Here is a 16711-nt window from a genome sequence, read left to right on the forward strand (position 1 = left end):
AAGCGTCGCGACGCGCTTTGGACGCCCTCACTCCGCCGCGTGAAGGCGCCGCGCCTCGATGATGGTCCTGATCTCGGCGCGGCAGGAGCCGCAATTGGTGCCGGCATGCAAGGTTGCGCCGATCGCTTCGACGCTTACGCAGCCTCCGCGCACGGCTTCGGCGATCTGATTGACGCCGACCCCGAAACAGGAGCAGACGATGGCGCCGCGATCGACGCTGTTGCCGCCCGGCCGCCCCGCCACGATCGCCAGTCGCCCGCGCCGATCAGCATGGTCCGCGCTCAACTGCTCGACCGCCCAGCCGCGCGACACCGCGACCGGCCTGGGCGCAAGATAGAGCGCGCCAGTCAGCCGGCTGCCGGCAAAGCGGGCGAAGCGATAGTGCCCGCCGGCGACATCATGATAGGCGAGCGTCTCGCCTGGCGCGTCCGCCCCGAAAAGCGAGGCCGCGAAACCCGGCCAGTCCCGGTCGGCTTCCAGCGCAAGCTCGAGACGCCAGCCGGCGGCGCAGCGGGCGAGGCTCCAATAGTCGGCGTCGATCGAGGCTGGCCGTTCGGCAAGCACCGCGAAGCCGAACGCGACGGCAGCGAAGCGTTCCACCCGGGCGGCAACATTCTTCGAGGCCGGCTGTCCTGAAATCGGATCGGTGATGGGCGCCACCAGCGCATCGACACGAGCCCGCGCGGAAAACTGGTCCGTCCAATGCATCGGCACGAAGACCGAGCCTGGCCGCTGCCGCGCCGTCACCAGCGCACGAAGCAGCACCTCGCCATGCTCGGTTGAGACGCGGACGATGTCGGCATCGCCGATGCCGAAGTGCTGCGCGTCCGCCGGGTGGATTTCGGCGAACGGCTCGGCCAGGTGCTGCGACAGCCGCTGGCTTTTTCCCGTCCGCGTCATGGTGTGCCAGTGGTCGCGAACCCGCCCGGTGTTGAGCACCAGCGGGAATTTTTCGTTCGTGCGGGTTTGCGGAACTGGACGGATCGGGATGAAGCGCGCCTTGCCGTCGGGTGTGTAGAAGTTGCCGTTGGCGAAGAAGCGGGTGCTGGCTGAGCTATGTCCAGCTTGAACACCCCCCTCTGGCCTGCCGGCCTGGCCGGCAGGCCAGAGGGGGGTGCCTTGGCTCGGCGCTGGCCACTGGAAAGGCGCCAGCGCGTCGTAGTCTTCTCCATCGACCCCGGCATACGCACCGATGTCGAAATCGCGGGCGCCGTCATTCTCGAACGCCGACAGCGCGGCGTGCTCGGCGAAGATATCGGCTGGCGACGGATGCGAAAACGCTTCGTCAAAACCCATCTGCTTGGCGACTTCGGCGACGATCCACCAGTCGGCCCTTGCCTCTCCGGGCGTGGCCAAAAAGGCGCGCTGGCGCGAGATGCGGCGCTCCGAATTGGTGACCGAGCCGTCCTTCTCGCCCCATGCGGCGGCGGGCAGCCGGACGTGGGCGTGGCGGACCGTGTCGGTCTTGGCCAACACGTCCGACACCACGACAAACGGGCAGGCCTTGATCGCCGCCTCGACGGCATCTGCGTCCGGCATCGAGTCGACCGGGTTGGTAGCCATGATCCACAGCGCCTTGATGCGCCCATCGGCTACCGCCTGAAACATCTCGACCGCCTTCAGACCGGGCTTTTCGGCGACGGCCGGCGCACTCCAGAACCGCTGCACGCGGTCGCGGTGCTCGGGGTTTTCGATCTCCATATGGGCGGCCAGCATGTTGGCCAGGCCGCCGACCTCCCGACCGCCCATGGCGTTGGGCTGGCCGGTCACCGAAAACGGTCCGGCGCCGGGCTTGCCGATGCGGCCGGTAGCGAGATGACAGTTGATGATGGCGTTGACCTTGTCGGTGCCCGAGGACGACTGGTTAACGCCCTGGCTGTAGACGGTCACGGTATTCGCCGTCGCGGCGAACAGGCTGTAGAAGCGGACAAGCTCGTCCTCGCCGAGGTCCGTGGCAGCGGCGATGCCGGCAAGGTCGAGCGCGGAAGCGGCAAAAAGGGCTTGCCCGAAGCCGGTTGTGTGCGCCGTGATATAGGTGCGGTCCAGCGCGTTGTGCTGGCCGAGATAGGCGAGCAGCCCTGTGAACAGCGCGACGTCGCCATCGGGCGCGATCGCCAGATGCATGTCGGCAATGTCTGATGTCATCGTGCGGCGCGGGTCGACCAGTACCACCTTCATGTCGGGCCGTTTTTCCCGGGCAGCGGCAATGCGCTGGTAGAGCACCGGATGGCACCAGGCGAGATTGGAGCCGACCAGCACGATCAGATCGGCGAGTTCCAGATCCTCGTAGCTGCCCGGCACCGTGTCAGAGCCGAAGGCGCGGCGGTGGCCGGCAACCGACGAGGCCATGCACAGGCGCGAATTGGTGTCGATATTGGCCGAGCCGATGAAGCCTTTCATCAGCTTGTTGGCGACATAATAATCCTCGGTCAGCAACTGACCGGAGACGTAGAAGGCGACCGCGTCGCGACCGTGCTCGGCGATGGTCCGCGAAAAAGTCGAGGCGACGAGGTCGAGCGCTTCGTCCCAGTCGGTGTGGCGACCGTGGATCTCCGGATAGAGCAGCCGTCCGTCTAGGTCGATCGTCTCGGCCAGCGCCGAGCCCTTGGAACAGAGCCGGCCGAAATTCGCCGGATGGTCAGGGTCGCCGCGAACGGTTACCTCACCGTTCGCGGCGACCTTCGCCAGCACGCCGCAGCCCACCCCGCAGTAGGGGCAGGTGGTCCTCACCTCGCGCGCTTCGTCGATCTTCATAATTCAAGCCGCGCGACTGGCCAGCGCTTCCAGCGCAATGAACAGGCGCTCGCCCTCGATCCGCACCGGAATGGTGCGCACCGCACCTTCGTCGGCGCCGAGCGCCTTGCCGGTTTCCAGCGAGATCATCCAATTGTGCAGAGGACAGGTCACCGCCGCGCCATGGACGATCCCCTGCGAGAGCGGCCCGCCCTTGTGCGGGCAATGGTCCTCGATGGCGAAGACCTGATCGTCAGCGGTGCGGAAGACAGCAATCTTGCCTTGAGGCGCGGCGACGCAGCGCGCGCCGCGGCGCGGAATGTCTGAGAGCGTGCCGACAGCAATCCAATTCATCATCATCACTCCGCCGCCTGCGCGAAGCCGACCGAAGCCATCGGCCGGAATTCGTGCTTGTCCTTGCCGGAAACGCGTTCCGACCACGGGTCGACCTGGGCGAATTTCTGCGAAAAGACGAAGCGGTCGAAATAAGCCTTGCGCTTCTCGCCATCGTCCATGATCTGGCGCTTGATCTCGGCGATGCCGATGCGCTTGGCCCATTTGTAGATGCGCTCGAGATAGCGGCCCTGCTCGCGATACATCTGCGTCAGCGCCCCGATATGCTCCAGTGCCTCGTCCTCGGTCTTGACCAGGCCGAGTACCTCGGTGCCCTTGATGTCGAGGCCGGCTGCCCCGGCGAAATGGATCTCGTAGCCTGAATCGACGCAGATCACGCCGACATCCTTGCAGGTTGCCTCGGCGCAGTTCCGCGGGCAGCCCGACACCGCCATCTTGACCTTGGCCGGCGTCCACGAGCCCCACATGAATTTCTCGATGCGGACGCCGAACCCCGTCGAATCCTGCGTGCCGAAGCGGCACCAGTCCGAACCGACGCAGGTCTTTACGGTGCGCAGTCCCTTGGCATAGGCGTGGCCGGAGACGAAGCCGGCCTGGCCGAGATCGGCCCACACCGCCGGCAGATCCTCCTTGCGGATGCCGAGCATGTCGATGCGCTGGCCACCGGTGACCTTGACCATTGGAATTTCGAATTTGTCGACGACGTCGGCAATGGCGCGCAGTTCGGCGGCATTGGTGACGCCGCCCCACATGCGCGGCACCACCGAATAGGTGCCGTCCTTCTGGATGTTGGCGTGTACGCGTTCGTTGATGAAGCGCGACTGGTAGTCGTCTGCATACTCGTCCGGCCAGTCGCAGACGAGATAGTAATTGAGCGCCGGCCGGCATTTGGCGCAGCCGCAGGAGGTGGTCCATTCCAGTTCCTGCATGACGGCGGGAATGGTCTTCAGGCCCTTGGCCTTGATCAGCCGGCGGACCTCATCATGGCCGAGCGTGGTGCAGCCGCACATCGGCTGCACCGCCGCCGGATTATATTTGTCGCCGATGGTAAGTACCATCAGCTTCTCGACCAGCCCGGTGCAGGAGCCGCAGGAGGCGGACGCCTTGGTGTGAGCGCGCACGTCGTCGAGCGAGGTCAGGCTTTTGGCCGTGATCGCGCCAGTGATCTTTCCCTTGCAAACGCCGTTGCAGCCGCAGATTTCCGCATCATCCGGCAAGGCTGCAACGGCCGCCATAGGGTCCAAGGAGGCGCCTCCCTGGTATGACTGGCCGAAGATAAGCGTGTCGCGCATTTCCGATATGTCGGTCTGCTTCTTCTTGAGGTCGTTGAACCAGGCGCCGTCCGCCGTCTCGCCGTAAAGCACGGTGCCGATGATGCGGTCATCCCTGAGCACCAGGCGCTTGTAGACGCCGGCCGCGGCATCGCGCAGCACGATCTCCTGGCGGTCCTCGCCCTCGGCAAAGTCGCCAAGCGAGAACAGCTCGATGCCGGTAACCTTGAGCTTGGTCGGCGTGTCCGAATGGACGAAGGCGGCGGCCTCGTCGCCGGCCAACTGGCTGGCGGCGACACGCGCCATCTCATAGAGCGGTGCGACCAGGCCGTAGACCATGCCGTTGACCTCGGCGCATTCGCCGAGCGCGAAGATGTCGGGGTCGTTGCTGCGCATGCCGGCATCGACAACGATGCCGCGATTGACGGCAATACCGGCCTCTTTGGCGAGAGCGGCGTTCGGCCTGATGCCGACCGCCATCACCACCAGCGTCGCCGGGATGATGGTTCCGTCGGCGAGTTCCACCTGCTCGACCTTACCCTTGCCTGTGATCGCCTGGGTGTTGGCCTTGGTGATGACCTTGATGCCGCGCTGCTCGACGGCCCGCTGCAGGAGATAGCCGGCGGCCGGATCGAGCTGTCGTTCCATCAGCGTCGGCATGACATGCAGCACGGTGACGTCCATGCCCTGCGCGTTCAGGCCCGCAGCCGCCTCCAGCCCTAGCAGGCCGCCGCCGATGACCACGGCCTTGGCCCGTGACTGCGCGGCCAGCATCATCGCCCGAACGTCGTCGAGATCGCGATAGGTCAGCACGCCCGGCAGATCGTGGCCGGGCACCGGGATGATGAACGGCACCGAGCCGGTGGCGATGACGAGCTTGTCGTAGGGCTCGGTGACGCCGTGGTCGGAGGTGACGGTCTTCGCCTGCCGGTCGATGGCGACGATCTTGTGGCCCTTGTAGAGGGTGATCCCGTGCTTGATGTACCAGCCATCGCCATGAATGATGATCTCTTCATAATCCTTTTCGCCGGACAGAACCGGCGACAGCATGATGCGGTCGTAGTTCACGCGCGGCTCGGCATTGAAGATCGTGACCTGGTAGAGGTCCGGCGCCTTTTCCAGCAGGTGCTCCAGCATGCGCCCAGGGGCCATGCCGTTGCCGATGATGACGAGTTTTTCGGTCATGTCCTGATTCACTCCGGTCTCACTCAGCCGCGTAGGAAAGGCCTGAAGCTTCGGCGGCGGCCGCGCGCTCCATCCGCCGGATGCTGAAGTGCATCCAGGCAAAGCAGGTGGCGACGATGACGAAGAGCAGCATGAAGCAGCTCGACCAGACGCCGGTGAGGTCGTTGAGTGCGCCGAAGGCGATTGGCAGGACAAAGCCGCCGAGCCCGCCAATCATGCCGACGACGCCGCCGACCGCGCCGACACTCTGCGGGTAGTAAGCCGGGATGTGCTTGTAGACGGCGGCCTTGCCAAGGCTCATGAAGAAGCCGAGCACGCAGGCAACGGCTATGAAGGCGAGCGGGCCGATCTCGAAATGGAAGGCGATCGGCCCGCTGATGCCGTGCACGACGTAGTCTGCCGAGGGGAGAGACAGAACGAGAGTCGCGACGGCACTGACCGCGAAGGTCCAGTAGAGCACGGTGCGGGCGCCGATCCGGTCGGAAAGCACGCCGCCATAGGCGCGGAAGATACTTGCAGGGATCGAATAGGCCGCGCCGATCATGCCGGCGGTCGCGATGCCAAAGCCGTAGACGCCGATCAGGTAGCGCGGCAACCACAGCGACAGCGCCACGAATGCTCCGAAGGCGAAGAAATAATAGAAGGCGAAGCGCCAGACCTGCAGGTTCTTGAGCGGCGCGAATTCCTGCAAGAAGCTTCTCGCAGGCGCTGCCTTGCCGGCGCGGCGCTCGCGGATGACCGGATCGTCGCCGGTCGTGAACCAGAAGACGGCGGCCATGACGACGAGTGCTGCCGCCCAGATCAGCGCGACCGACTGCCAGCCCCAGGAGAGAAGCACGAACGGTGCCAGGAACTTGGTGACCGCGGCGCCGACATTGCCGACACCGAAAATGCCAAGCGCCGTGCCCTGCTTGCCGGCCGGGAAGAAGCGCGAGACATAGGCGACACCGACGGCGAAGGAACCACCGGCGAGCCCAACGCCTAACGCGGCGACCAGCATCTGTCCGTAGGTATGCGCAAAAGCGAGCAGGAAGGTCGCGACCGCCGCCGCAAGCATGGTCGCGGTGTATACCAGCCGCCCGCCAAAACGGTCGGTCCAGACACCGAGCACCATGCGCACGAGCGAACCGGTGAGGATCGGCGTGCCGACCAGCAGGCCGAACTCCGTCTCGTTCAGCCCAAGGTCCTGCTTTATGCGCACGCCGATGATTGAAAATATCGTCCACACCGCGAAGCAGACGGTGAAGGCGATGGTGGACATCACAAGCGCCTGGCGGGGAGCATTGTCCTGGCTGGGCGCGGCTGGGAGATTTGCGGTCAACGTCTGGCTCCGGTTTGCGGCGTGGGAGGCACCGCGGATGTTTGTGGGTGAATGATCAGCGGCGCGGCATCAGTGCGTGCAACGAGACCGGGCTCGCCACGGCCAGGTCCTTGTTTTCCGTCTTGGCGCCGACGGGAAACAGCAGGAGCGCGGCGGTGAACAGTGCCGCCGTCAGCGCGCTGCTGGCCAGAAAATCGCGGCGCGTGTAGTCCGCGAGGGACGCGCCAGTTCCGATCCGTTTCGTCATCGTCGTCTCCGGTTGGGCGCCGCTTGGGACCAGCGCCGTCGATCGCGTAAAAACAAAAAAGCCGCCGGTCAGGTCTTTGCGCGTCCGTCCATCCGGGATCGCGTATTGACCTGAGCGGCAGCTTTGCCTGTGGCGCCCGCCATTGGACGCCGTGTCACTTGGCCCTTTCGGACCTACAATCTGAAAAGCAGGAAGCGTGCCAATTTGACAGCGCTCCAGATTATCGAATTAAATCAATGTGAACCGCAGCCGCGCGATTTTTGACCAAGCCCGGCAGCGGATCAAAGATTAGTCAGAATGCCTTGCACAGCAGCATAATATTTGTGCAATGCGGTAGATTGCCCATTGCCGATGCAGATTGCCAATTGTAGATGATGACGCGTTTTTCGCTCATGGCCTTACTCCGCGGCTTCCACGAAGCGGTGGCGTTCGTAGAGGAACTTCAGCACCGCCTCGCGGCAGCGCAGGAAGGTCCGGTCGGAGGAAAGCTCGATGCGCCGGCGCGGCCGGGCCAGCGGCACCGCAAGCACCTCGCCGATGGTCGCCGCTGGACCGTTGGTCATCATGACGATGCGATCGGACAACAGCACCGCCTCGTCGACATCGTGCGTGATCATGATCGTCGTCGAGCCAAGCCTCGAATGGATATCCATCACCGCATCCTGCAGATGGGCGCGCGTCAGAGCGTCCAGCGCACCGAAGGGCTCGTCGAGCAGCAGGATCTTCGGCTCCATGGCCAGCGCGCGGGCGATGCCGACGCGCTGCTTCATGCCGCCCGATATCTCGGCGGGCCGCTTGTCCCTGGCATGCGCCATCTGCACGAGGTCGAGATTGCGCATGATCCAGTCATGCCGCTCGGCCTTGGTCCTGGTCGAACCGAACACCTTCGACACCGCCAGATTGATGTTCTCGTAGACGGTGAGCCACGGCAAAAGGCTGTGGTTCTGGAATACCACGGCGCGCTCGGGTCCGGGGCTGTCGACCTCCTTGTCCTCGAGCAGGACCGCGCCGGCGGAGACTCTGGTCAGCCCGGCGATCAGGTTGAGCAAGGTCGACTTGCCGCAGCCGGAATGGCCGATGATGGAGACGAATTCACCTTTGTCGATGGTCAGCCGGATGTCTTTCAGCACCTCGCTGACCTGGCCGCCGCGGGCAAAGGATTTGTCGATATGGTCGAGTTTCAGATAGGCCGTCATCGCCCCTCTCCTCACTTTGCCGTTGTGCCGCGGGTGACGAAGGCGCCGACCGCCGCGACCAAGCGGTCGAGGCAGAAGCCGGTGACGCCGATATAGGCGAGCGCGACGATGATGTCGGGCAGCCGCGACGAGTTCCAGGCGTCCCAGATGAAGAAGCCGATGCCGACGCCGCCTGTCAGCATTTCGGCGGCGACGATGGCGAGCCAGGACAGGCCGATGCCGATGCGCAGGCCGGTGAAGATGTAAGGTGCCGCGGCCGGCACCATGATCTTTACGAAGAATTCGAGCTGGTTGAGCCTGAGGATGCGGGAGACGTTTCGATAATCCTCTGGAATGTTGCGGACGCCGACGGCAGTGTTGATGATCACCGGCCAGATCGAGGTGATGAAGATGACGAAGATCGCCGACGGGCTGGAATCGCGGAAGGCAGCCAGCGACAGCGGCAGCCAGGCGAGCGGCGGCACGGTGCGCAGAATCTGGAACACCGGATCGAGGCCGCGCATCGCCCAGATCGACTGGCCGACCAGCGCACCGAGCGCGACGCCGACGATGGCAGCCAGGCCGAAGCCGATGGCGACCCGCTGCAGCGAGATCAGCACCCGCCAGGCCAGTCCGATATCCTGCGGACCATAGTCGAAGAACGGATGGGCGATCAGATCGTAGGCCTCGTTCCATACCTGGCTAGGTGGCGGCAAGCTGGCATTGGGCGACGAGCAGGCGACCTGCCAGACGACGAGCATGACGATGATGACTACGGCCGGCGGCACCAGCGTGCTCGCCAGCTTGCCGGCGATCGCGGCGGGATCGAAGCGGCGCCTCACCTTGGCGGTGAAAGCTAGGACCTCTGCAGGCTTGGCAGGCGCGGGGAACGCCTTCACCTTGGTGTCCTCGATGGCTTGAATAGACATTTTCGCAAAAAGCTCCTTGAGCACTGGCAAGCGGCGCAGCGGCGGCGCTTGCCGTCGACGTCAGGCCGATGCCTTGATCTTGAGGCTGTCGAGATAGGCGGACGGGTTGGCCGGATCGAAAATCTTGCCGTCAAAGAAGGTCTCGACGCCGCGCGATGGAGACGCCGGGATATCGGCCGCAGCAACGCCAAGATCCTTGGCCGCCTCGCGCCACAGATCTTCGCGGTTGACTTGATCGACCAGCGCCTTGATGTCGGTGGTCGCCGCGAATTTGCCCCAGCGGATGTTTTCGGCGAGAAACCAGCTGTCGTGGCTCTTGAACGGATAGGACACACCGCCCTTCCAGAACTTCATGTAGAGGTCGGTGCCGGTGGCGACGCGGTCATTGCCGTAATTGATGTCGCCCTTGAGGCGGCCGATGATGTCGGCTGTCGGCACGTTCATCCATTGCCGCTTGCCGATGATGGCCGCCATCTCGTCCTTGTTTTCCATGGCTTCGCACCATTGCTGGGCTTCCATGACGGCCATCAGGATCGCCTTGGTGGCGTTCGGGTTCTTGTCGATGAAGGCGGCGCGCAGGCCGAGCGCCTTTTCCGGATGGCCTTTCCACAACTCGCCCGTGGTGGCGGCGGTAAAGCCGACGCCCTGATGGACGAGTTGCTCGTTCCATGGCTCGCCGACGCAGAACACGTCCATGTTGCCGACCTTCATGTTGGCGACCATCTGCGGTGGCGGCACGACGATGGTCGAGACATCCTTGTCGGGATCGATGCCGCCAGCGGCCAGCCAATAGCGCAACCAGAGATCATGAGTGCCGCCAGGGAAGGTCATGGCGGCCTTCACCTCCTTGCCTTCGGCCTTCTTGGCCGCGAAGGCGTCCTTCAGCTTGGAGGCGTCGAGGCCGACGCCGGTGCCGGCATATTCCTGCGCGACGGAAATCGCCTGGCAGTCGTAATTCAGCCGCGCGACGATCGCCATCGGCATCGGCTGGTTGTTCTGCGTCACCTTGCCGGTATGCATCAGGTAAGGCATCGGCGTCAGGATATGGGCGCCGTCGATGCCGTTGGCTTCGCCGCCGAGCATCAGATTGTCGCGCGTCGCGCCCCAGGAGGCCTGCTTGAGCACCTCGACATCGGGCATGCCGAATTTTTCGAACAGGCCCTTCTCCTTGGCGATCATCAGCGGCGCCGCGTCGGTCAGCGCGATGAAGCCGAGCTTGGCGCCGGTGACTTCCGGTGCCGCGGGCGCCGCATAGGCGCCAGCCGGCAACAGCGCGCGCGCCGCTGCCAGGGTTGCCGCGGTGGCAGCACTTGCCATCAGAAAATTGCGGCGGGTCATGCCCTCGAGAGGGGCTTCAGTCTTGATGCGTTTCGTCATCGTCGTCTCCCGTTGGGCACTGCTTGGGATCAGCGCCGTCGATTGCCGTGCTCGGTCAAAACAAAAAAAGCCGCCGGCCAGGCCGCGCGCGTTCCGTCCATCCGGGATCGCGTGTTGACCTGAGCGGCAGCTTTGCCTGTAGCGCCCGCCATTGGACGCCTGTTCCGTGACCCGAAAAGAGTCTGCTTATTGCGATGCAGGAACCGTGCCAGTTTCGGAATGGATGACAAACATCAATGAGATCAACGGCATACCACAATCATCGGCGCGCTGGCCCGTTGGGCGAGCAAGCCAAAGATTGTTCATTAGCGCCGTTGCACGCATAATTTTTGTGCAATGCACAAGAATGGCGCGAAAATGATCAGGCTTCGGCGCGCGCCAATTTCTGCCCGGCAATGTAGGCGTCGACCTCGTCGGGATCGAATATCTGGCCATCGAAGAAACCATCGGGGCCGAGCACCAGACTGGCGCCGGCGGAGCCGACAGGTGTGGCAGACGCCAGCGCGCCCTCCACCTTAGAATTGGCGCCGGGAAGTGCGACGCCGAGCGGCTTCAGCGCTGCGCGATAGAGGTCGGGCCGGTAGGTGTCCCGCGCGAGCGCCATGTGGGCAGCGCTGTGCTTGACCTGCCCCCAACGGACCATCTGCGTGTAGAACCACAGCGCGTGGCTTTTCCACGGAAAATTTGCCGCCTTGCCGAAAGCCAGAAAGAAGTCCTCGACGGTCAGTTCCGCGCCGCCGCCCAGCGCAAGATGTCCGGTCAGGATCGGCATCTGTAGCGCCGGCGAAAGGCCGAGGAAGGAAGGCTGCGCCATCAGGGCGGCCAGTTCGCCGCGGTTTGCCGGATCCTGGCACCAGCGCGCGGCGTGATGGAGCGCGCGCAGCAGCGCCGAAAGCGCTTGCGGGTGTTTTTCGGCCCAGGCCTTGCGCACGCCGACGACTTTCTCGGGGCTGGTCTTCCAGATGGTGGCCTTGACCGTGGCGATATGGCCGGTGCCGGCGACGACCGAGGCGCTGTTCCACGGTTCGCCGGCGCAGTAGCCGTCGATCCTGCCGGCGGCGAGTGCGTCGGCCATGAAGGGCGGCGGCACGATGACGATTTCTATTTCGCGCGACGGATCGATGCCGCAGGCGGCGAGCCAGTAGCGCAGTTCGTAATTGTGTCCGGAGTGCGGATGCACGACCGCAAAGCGCAGGGGGTCGAGACCGGCATTTGCCCGTTCACGGATCAGCGCTCCCAAGGCCTTGCCGGCCCGCGCCGGATTGAGATCGGGCAAGGCGCCATGCGCGGCCATGCCCGCCCAGAGCGTGTTCGAAACCGTTACGCAGTTACCGCCCAGTCCAAGCGAGAACGGCACGATCGTGTCGGAGGCGAGCGGGGTGAGCCCCAGATTGCAGGCGATCGGCATCGGCCCCAGCATATGCGCCAAATCGAAATGCCCGATCGCGATGCGGTCGCGGATGTTGGCCCAAGAGGTTTCGCGGCTGAGCGTCAGGTCGACGCCTTCGCGTGCGGCAAAGCCGATCTCCCTCGCTGCGACAAGGACGGCGCTGTCGAAGAGCGGTATGAAACCTGCGTTGATCTGGTGTTCGGCCGCCATGCTCAACTCTCTCCGGGATCCAGAAGGCCTGCCGCCGTCACCAGGCTCTGCGCGATTTCGCTGATCTTGCGGTTCTGGTTCATGGCGGTCTTGCGCAGAAGCGTATAGGCCGCGTCCTCCGACAGGCCGCGTGATCGCATCAGGATGCCCTTGGCGCGGTCGATGACCTTGCGGTCCTCCAATTCACTGCGGGCTTCCTCAAGTTCGCGCGCCATCCGCGAGAACGCGTTGAAGCGGCTGATCGCCATGTCGAGGATCGGCTTGACGCGCTCCTGGCGCAGCCCGTCGACGACATAGGCGGAGACCCCCGCTTCCACCGCAGCTTCGATTGAAGCCTGATCCGACCGGTCCACGAACATGGCGATCGGCCGCTTCACCACGCGCGAAAGCTGGAACATGTTTTCAAGCATATCGCGGTTGGGATTTTCGAGATCGATGACGATTACGTCCGGTTCGATCTCGGCAATGCGCCGCGCTATTCCCGCAACATCGTGAACGACCGTGACCTGCTCATGCCCGGCCTCCCGCAATCCCGCCTCGATGATGGAGGCGCGGATGTGGTTTTCGTCGATCACCAGGACGGTGAGGGATTTCCGGATCATGCCGCATTTTGCGCACGCAGCGTGATTGTGCAATGCGGCATGGCGAGAATTGACGAAGTCATCGCTTCGGGCACCGTAACATGTTCGCGGAACCGACCGTTAAGCCTCTCTAAACGCATCTGACTTTGCTTTTGTATCCACCGCGCTATTTCCCAATTGCGACCTTGTCTCGCTGGCTTTGAAATTGGAGGTTCCATGGATCGGCGATTATTTTTGACAGGAGTGTTGGGCGTTGCTGGGGCAGCAGCCCTTGCAAGCGCAGTTCGGCCAATCAACGCGGTGGCCGGCGTACCGAGCGCCAGAAGTGGCATCCTCGATGAACTCGACGCGCTGGAGACAGAGCCGTTCGAAGATGAGGATACTCAGGCGGAGCCGGTCCGACATCGGAGCTGGCACCGCAGGCGGCGGCGCCGGCGGCGGGCTTGGAGAAGGGCCTGTCGTCGTGCCTGGCGATATGGCCGTCTGCGCAGACGGTGTTTTCGCAGGCGTGTTTGGGTCTGGGGCTGGTATTATTAGCAGTTAGTGTGCTGAAAACCCCGGTGGTTGCCGGGGTTTTCAGTCTCGGACTAGCCGAATACGGCGAATTTTTCAGGGATCTGCGCGAGTTGTCGGGCCTGCCAGTTATAGGCAGGCCAAAATCAGACTGATTTTCCCAAAGAGAAAACTGGTGGAGCCAATCGGAATCGAACCGACGACCTCTTGAATGCCATTCAAGCGCTCTCCCAACTGAGCTATGGCCCCACTCCGGCAGTCAACCGGCGCCGTTGCCGGCGAAGAGATCCGGCGCGGGTTGAGACCGCGCCGTTAGTGCAGGCGGCTTCTAACCCCGCCTTCCGTCAATATCAAGCCTTTAAGAGCCGCTTTTTATCAAGACCCCGCGAAAGTCGGCGGGCGCTGTGTGAGAGGCCGGATCAGACTTCGTCGTCGTCATCGCCGACGCCGATCATGTCGGCGACATCGTCGTCCTCTTCCTCTTCGTCGGCGAGGAAGGTATCGTCGTCGTCGCCGAGGTCCACATCGTCCTCGTCATCGCCGAGATCGGGAAGATCGTCGGGCTTCGTATCCTCGTCCGCCTCTTCGAGCGAGACGACCTCGACGCCCTCTTCCTCCTCGGCGTCGACTTCCTTCTCGGCAACTTCCTCTTCCTCCTCAAGGGCGGCAATCTTGCCTTCCTCGAAATAAGAGCGGGGATAGTTCTTGCCGGTATAGGGCGAGACGATCGGATCCTTGTTCAGATCGTAGAATTTTTGACCCGTCTCGGGGTCGATGCGTTTGGTGCCAAGTTCGGGTTTTGCCACAGCAAGCCTCGTCGATGAAAGTTTGGTCCCCATAACCACAGTTTACGGCGCTGTCAAAGCCTAAAGCCAGCGTCACAAATCCCCGCGTTGAGCGACCTCTTGCAAGGGGATGACCATTTCCGCCCGCCGTGATACGAGACCGCGCAAACCAGAAGAAAAAGGCCAGCCACCGGCTTTTTTCACCCAAGGAAAACCCATGTCGCATACTGCCGCCCCGAAACCGGCCACCGCCCGCAAATCGCCAGCGCTTTCAGGCACAGCACGGGTGCCCGGCGACAAGTCGATCTCGCACCGCTCGTTCATGTTCGGCGGCCTCGCCTCCGGCGAAACCCGCATCACCGGCCTGCTGGAAGGCGAGGACGTGATGCGCACGGGCGCCGCGATGAAGGCAATGGGCGCGCATATAGAGAAGCGCGGCGCTGAATGGGTGATCCGCGGCACCGGCAACGGCGCGCTGCTGCAGCCGGAAGGCCCGCTCGATTTCGGCAACGCCGGCACCGGCTCGCGCCTCACCATGGGCCTGGTCGGCACCTACGACATGGAGACGACCTTCATCGGCGACGCCTCGCTGTCCGGCCGGCCGATGGGCCGCGTGCTCGAGCCGCTGCGCCAGATGGGCGTGCAGGTGCTGAAGGCGACGCCCGGCGACCGCATGCCGATCACGCTGCGCGGCCCCAAACACGCCGCGCCGATCACCTACCGCGTGCCGATGGCCTCGGCCCAGGTGAAGTCGGCGGTGCTGCTCGCCGGGCTGAACACGCCCGGCATCACCACCGTCATCGAGCCAGTGATGACGCGCGACCACACCGAAAAGATGCTGCAGGGATTCGGCGCCAATCTGTCGGTCGAGACCGACGAGCGCGGCGTGCGCCACATCTTCATCGAGGGCCAGGGCAAGCTCACCGGCCAGACAATCGCTGTGCCGGGCGACCCGTCATCGGCCGGATTCCCGCTGGTGGCGGCGCTGATCGTGCCGGGCTCGGACATTACAATCGAAAACGTGCTGATGAACCCGACCCGCACCGGTCTTTTGTTGACGCTACAGGAAATGGGCGCCCGGATCGACGTTCTCGAGCCGCGCAATGAAGGCGGCGAGGATGTCGCCGATCTGCGGGTGCGCTACTCCGAGCTGAAGGGCGTCACCGTGCCGCCCGAACGGGCGCCGACGATGATCGATGAATATCCGGTGCTTGCTGTCGCGGCGAGCTTTGCCGAGGGCGAGACGCTGATGCAGGGACTGGAAGAGCTGCGGGTGAAGGAATCGGACCGGCTGTCGGCGGTCGCCGAAGGGCTGAAGCTCAACGGCGTCGACTGTACCGAGGGCGAAGCCACACTGGCGGTGCGTGGAAAACCCGGCGGCAAGGGGCTTGGCCAACATCCGAACGGAAAGAGCACCATCGTCCAGACCCATCTCGACCACCGCATTGCTATGAGCTTTCTCGTCATGGGACTGGCAACGGAAAAGCCTGTCACCATCGACGACCAGGCGATGATCGCGACCAGCTTTCCGGAGTTCATGGGGTTGATGAAGGGGCTGGGCGCGGAGATTGATTGATGCTGCGAGACTGGCCAGTGTTAGCGGGCTGTCTTGGGGCCGCGTTGATCCATTATCTGATCGAACGCGTCGTTTTCAAAAAGCGTGTCGGCATTTTTGCTGTTCTTTTTTGGCTTTTGGCCCTGCAATTTTTGACCATGTACCTGTTCGCCTATGCAGGCGAGTTTCTAGAGAATAACGACTGGGTCTTTCTTGCAGTAATTTTCAAAGCGTTTGGAGCAATGGCCTTTATGACAATTGGCGTAATACCTTTCATTGCGTTGCCATTATCGGTTTTGATCGCCTTGGCGGTACTGGCGTTCCGTCTGTTTAAGCAAGCTAGATGAGTCCAACCTTCACCATCGCCATCGACGGCCCAGCAGGCGCGGGCAAAGGCACCCTTGCCCGCCGACTGGCCGACCATTACCGGCTGAACCTGCTCGACACCGGCCTCACCTATCGCGCGGTGGCGCATGCGCTGCTTCGGCTCGGCCTGCCGCTCGACAATGTCTCGGCCGCCGAGACCGCTGCCCGGCAGGTCGACCTGGCCAAGCTCGACCGGTCGGTGCTGACGGCGCATGCGGTCGGCGAAGCGGCTTCGAAAGTGGCTGTCATCCCTTCGGTGCGGCGCATACTGGTCGAAAAGCAGCGCGAATTCGCCAAGGCGCCGCCGGGCGCCGTGCTCGACGGCCGCGACATCGGCACCGTGGTCTGTCCCGACGCCGACATAAAACTTTATGTGACGGCGAGCGCCGAGGTGCGGGCACAACGCAGGCTGGCCGAGATCGAGAGCATCGGCGGCACCGCCGATTTCGACGATATCCTCGCCGATATCCTGCGCCGCGACGAGCGCGACATGGGTCGCGCCGACTCGCCGCTGAGGCCGGCCGCCGACGCGCACTTGCTCGACACGTCGGAAATGGCTATAGAAGCCGCGTTCCTGGCGGCCAAGGCGATCATCGACGACGTTCTGGCCAAGAGAAACAAAGCCTGAGCCGGGTTTCCTGCCGTTGCCGATTGCCGGCGGCGAAAAGATACCCATATCGGGCACGAACCAGCCTGCCAGCATTCTTCATGCGCCGGAA

Annotated in this window: 15 protein-coding genes and 1 tRNA gene; 4 read left to right on the plus strand and 12 right to left on the minus strand. The window is 63.6% G+C overall.

The window, feature by feature from the left end; all coding sequences use genetic code 11:
- Positions 1-27: 27 nt before the first annotated feature.
- The 10 genes from X738_RS45865 to X738_RS45910 all read right to left on the minus strand — a co-directional run bounded on the left by X738_RS45865 (position 28) and on the right by X738_RS45910 (position 12794).
- Entirely contained in the window at positions 28-2754 is a 2727-nt protein-coding gene (locus tag X738_RS45865; protein ID WP_023796761.1) for a nitrate reductase, read from the minus strand.
- 3 nt (positions 2755-2757) lie between these two features.
- The gene (nirD, locus tag X738_RS45870) at positions 2758-3093 is read right to left on the minus strand and encodes a nitrite reductase small subunit NirD (protein WP_031253998.1); all 336 of its coding nucleotides are present in this window, start codon (positions 3091-3093) and stop codon (positions 2758-2760) included.
- Positions 3093-5543, minus strand: a complete 2451-nt coding sequence (gene nirB, locus X738_RS45875) for a nitrite reductase large subunit NirB (protein ID WP_023796763.1) — start codon at positions 5541-5543, stop codon at positions 3093-3095. The genes nirD and nirB overlap by 1 nt, the downstream gene beginning before the upstream one ends.
- Positions 5544-5562: 19 nt before the next feature.
- A complete protein-coding gene (locus tag X738_RS45880) occupies positions 5563-6804 on the minus strand; it encodes an MFS transporter (RefSeq protein WP_198032767.1) in 1242 nt (413 codons plus the stop codon).
- 115 nt (positions 6805-6919) lie between these two features.
- Entirely contained in the window at positions 6920-7111 is a 192-nt protein-coding gene (locus tag X738_RS45885) for a hypothetical protein (RefSeq protein ID WP_023796765.1), read from the minus strand.
- 398 nt (positions 7112-7509) lie between these two features.
- Positions 7510-8307, minus strand: coding sequence for an ABC transporter ATP-binding protein (locus X738_RS45890; protein WP_023796767.1), 798 nt, complete (start codon positions 8305-8307; stop codon positions 7510-7512).
- Between the two features lie 11 nt (positions 8308-8318).
- Complete coding sequence (ntrB, locus tag X738_RS45895) at positions 8319-9215, minus strand: nitrate ABC transporter permease (protein ID WP_023796768.1); 897 nt, start codon at positions 9213-9215, stop codon at positions 8319-8321.
- A gap of 60 nt (positions 9216-9275) precedes the next feature.
- A complete protein-coding gene (locus tag X738_RS45900; protein WP_023796769.1) occupies positions 9276-10592 on the minus strand; it encodes a CmpA/NrtA family ABC transporter substrate-binding protein in 1317 nt (438 codons plus the stop codon).
- Positions 10593-10953: 361 nt separating this feature from the next.
- On the minus strand, positions 10954-12192 hold the full coding sequence (locus X738_RS45905; RefSeq protein WP_031254001.1) for a CmpA/NrtA family ABC transporter substrate-binding protein: 1239 nt from the start codon (positions 12190-12192) through the stop codon (positions 10954-10956).
- Positions 12193-12194: 2 nt separating this feature from the next.
- Positions 12195-12794, minus strand: a complete 600-nt coding sequence (locus X738_RS45910) for an ANTAR domain-containing response regulator (RefSeq protein ID WP_023796771.1) — start codon at positions 12792-12794, stop codon at positions 12195-12197.
- 422 nt (positions 12795-13216) lie between these two features.
- Between X738_RS45910 and X738_RS86655 the strand changes: the two genes are divergently transcribed.
- Positions 13217-13441: a hypothetical protein gene (locus X738_RS86655; RefSeq protein ID WP_210163887.1), complete on the plus strand. Its 225-nt coding sequence runs from the start codon at positions 13217-13219 to the stop codon at positions 13439-13441.
- An 18-nt stretch (positions 13442-13459) separates the two neighbouring features.
- Here the strand turns inward: X738_RS86655 and X738_RS45920 are convergent.
- Both X738_RS45920 and X738_RS45925 read right to left on the minus strand, forming a co-directional pair.
- Positions 13460-13535, minus strand: a tRNA-Ala gene (locus X738_RS45920).
- A 170-nt stretch (positions 13536-13705) separates the two neighbouring features.
- Positions 13706-14092 (minus strand): TIGR02300 family protein, encoded by a 387-nt coding sequence (locus tag X738_RS45925; protein WP_023796772.1) that lies wholly within the window; start codon positions 14090-14092, stop codon positions 13706-13708.
- Between the two features lie 196 nt (positions 14093-14288).
- On the opposite strand from X738_RS45925, the gene aroA reads away from it, so the two are divergent.
- The 3 genes from aroA to cmk are packed head-to-tail and all read left to right on the plus strand — an operon-like array spanning position 14289 to position 16620.
- Entirely contained in the window at positions 14289-15647 is a 1359-nt protein-coding gene (gene aroA, locus X738_RS45930) for a 3-phosphoshikimate 1-carboxyvinyltransferase (protein ID WP_023796773.1), read from the plus strand.
- The gene (locus X738_RS45935) at positions 15647-15973 is read left to right on the plus strand and encodes a hypothetical protein (RefSeq protein WP_023796774.1); all 327 of its coding nucleotides are present in this window, start codon (positions 15647-15649) and stop codon (positions 15971-15973) included. Before aroA ends, X738_RS45935 begins: the two co-directional genes overlap by 1 nt.
- Complete coding sequence (gene cmk, locus X738_RS45940; protein WP_023796775.1) at positions 15970-16620, plus strand: (d)CMP kinase; 651 nt, start codon at positions 15970-15972, stop codon at positions 16618-16620. Before X738_RS45935 ends, cmk begins: the two co-directional genes overlap by 4 nt.
- Positions 16621-16711 lie beyond the last annotated feature (91 nt).

Source organism: Mesorhizobium sp. L48C026A00 (assembly GCF_000502375.1).
GTDB lineage: Bacteria > Pseudomonadota > Alphaproteobacteria > Rhizobiales > Rhizobiaceae > Mesorhizobium > Mesorhizobium muleiense.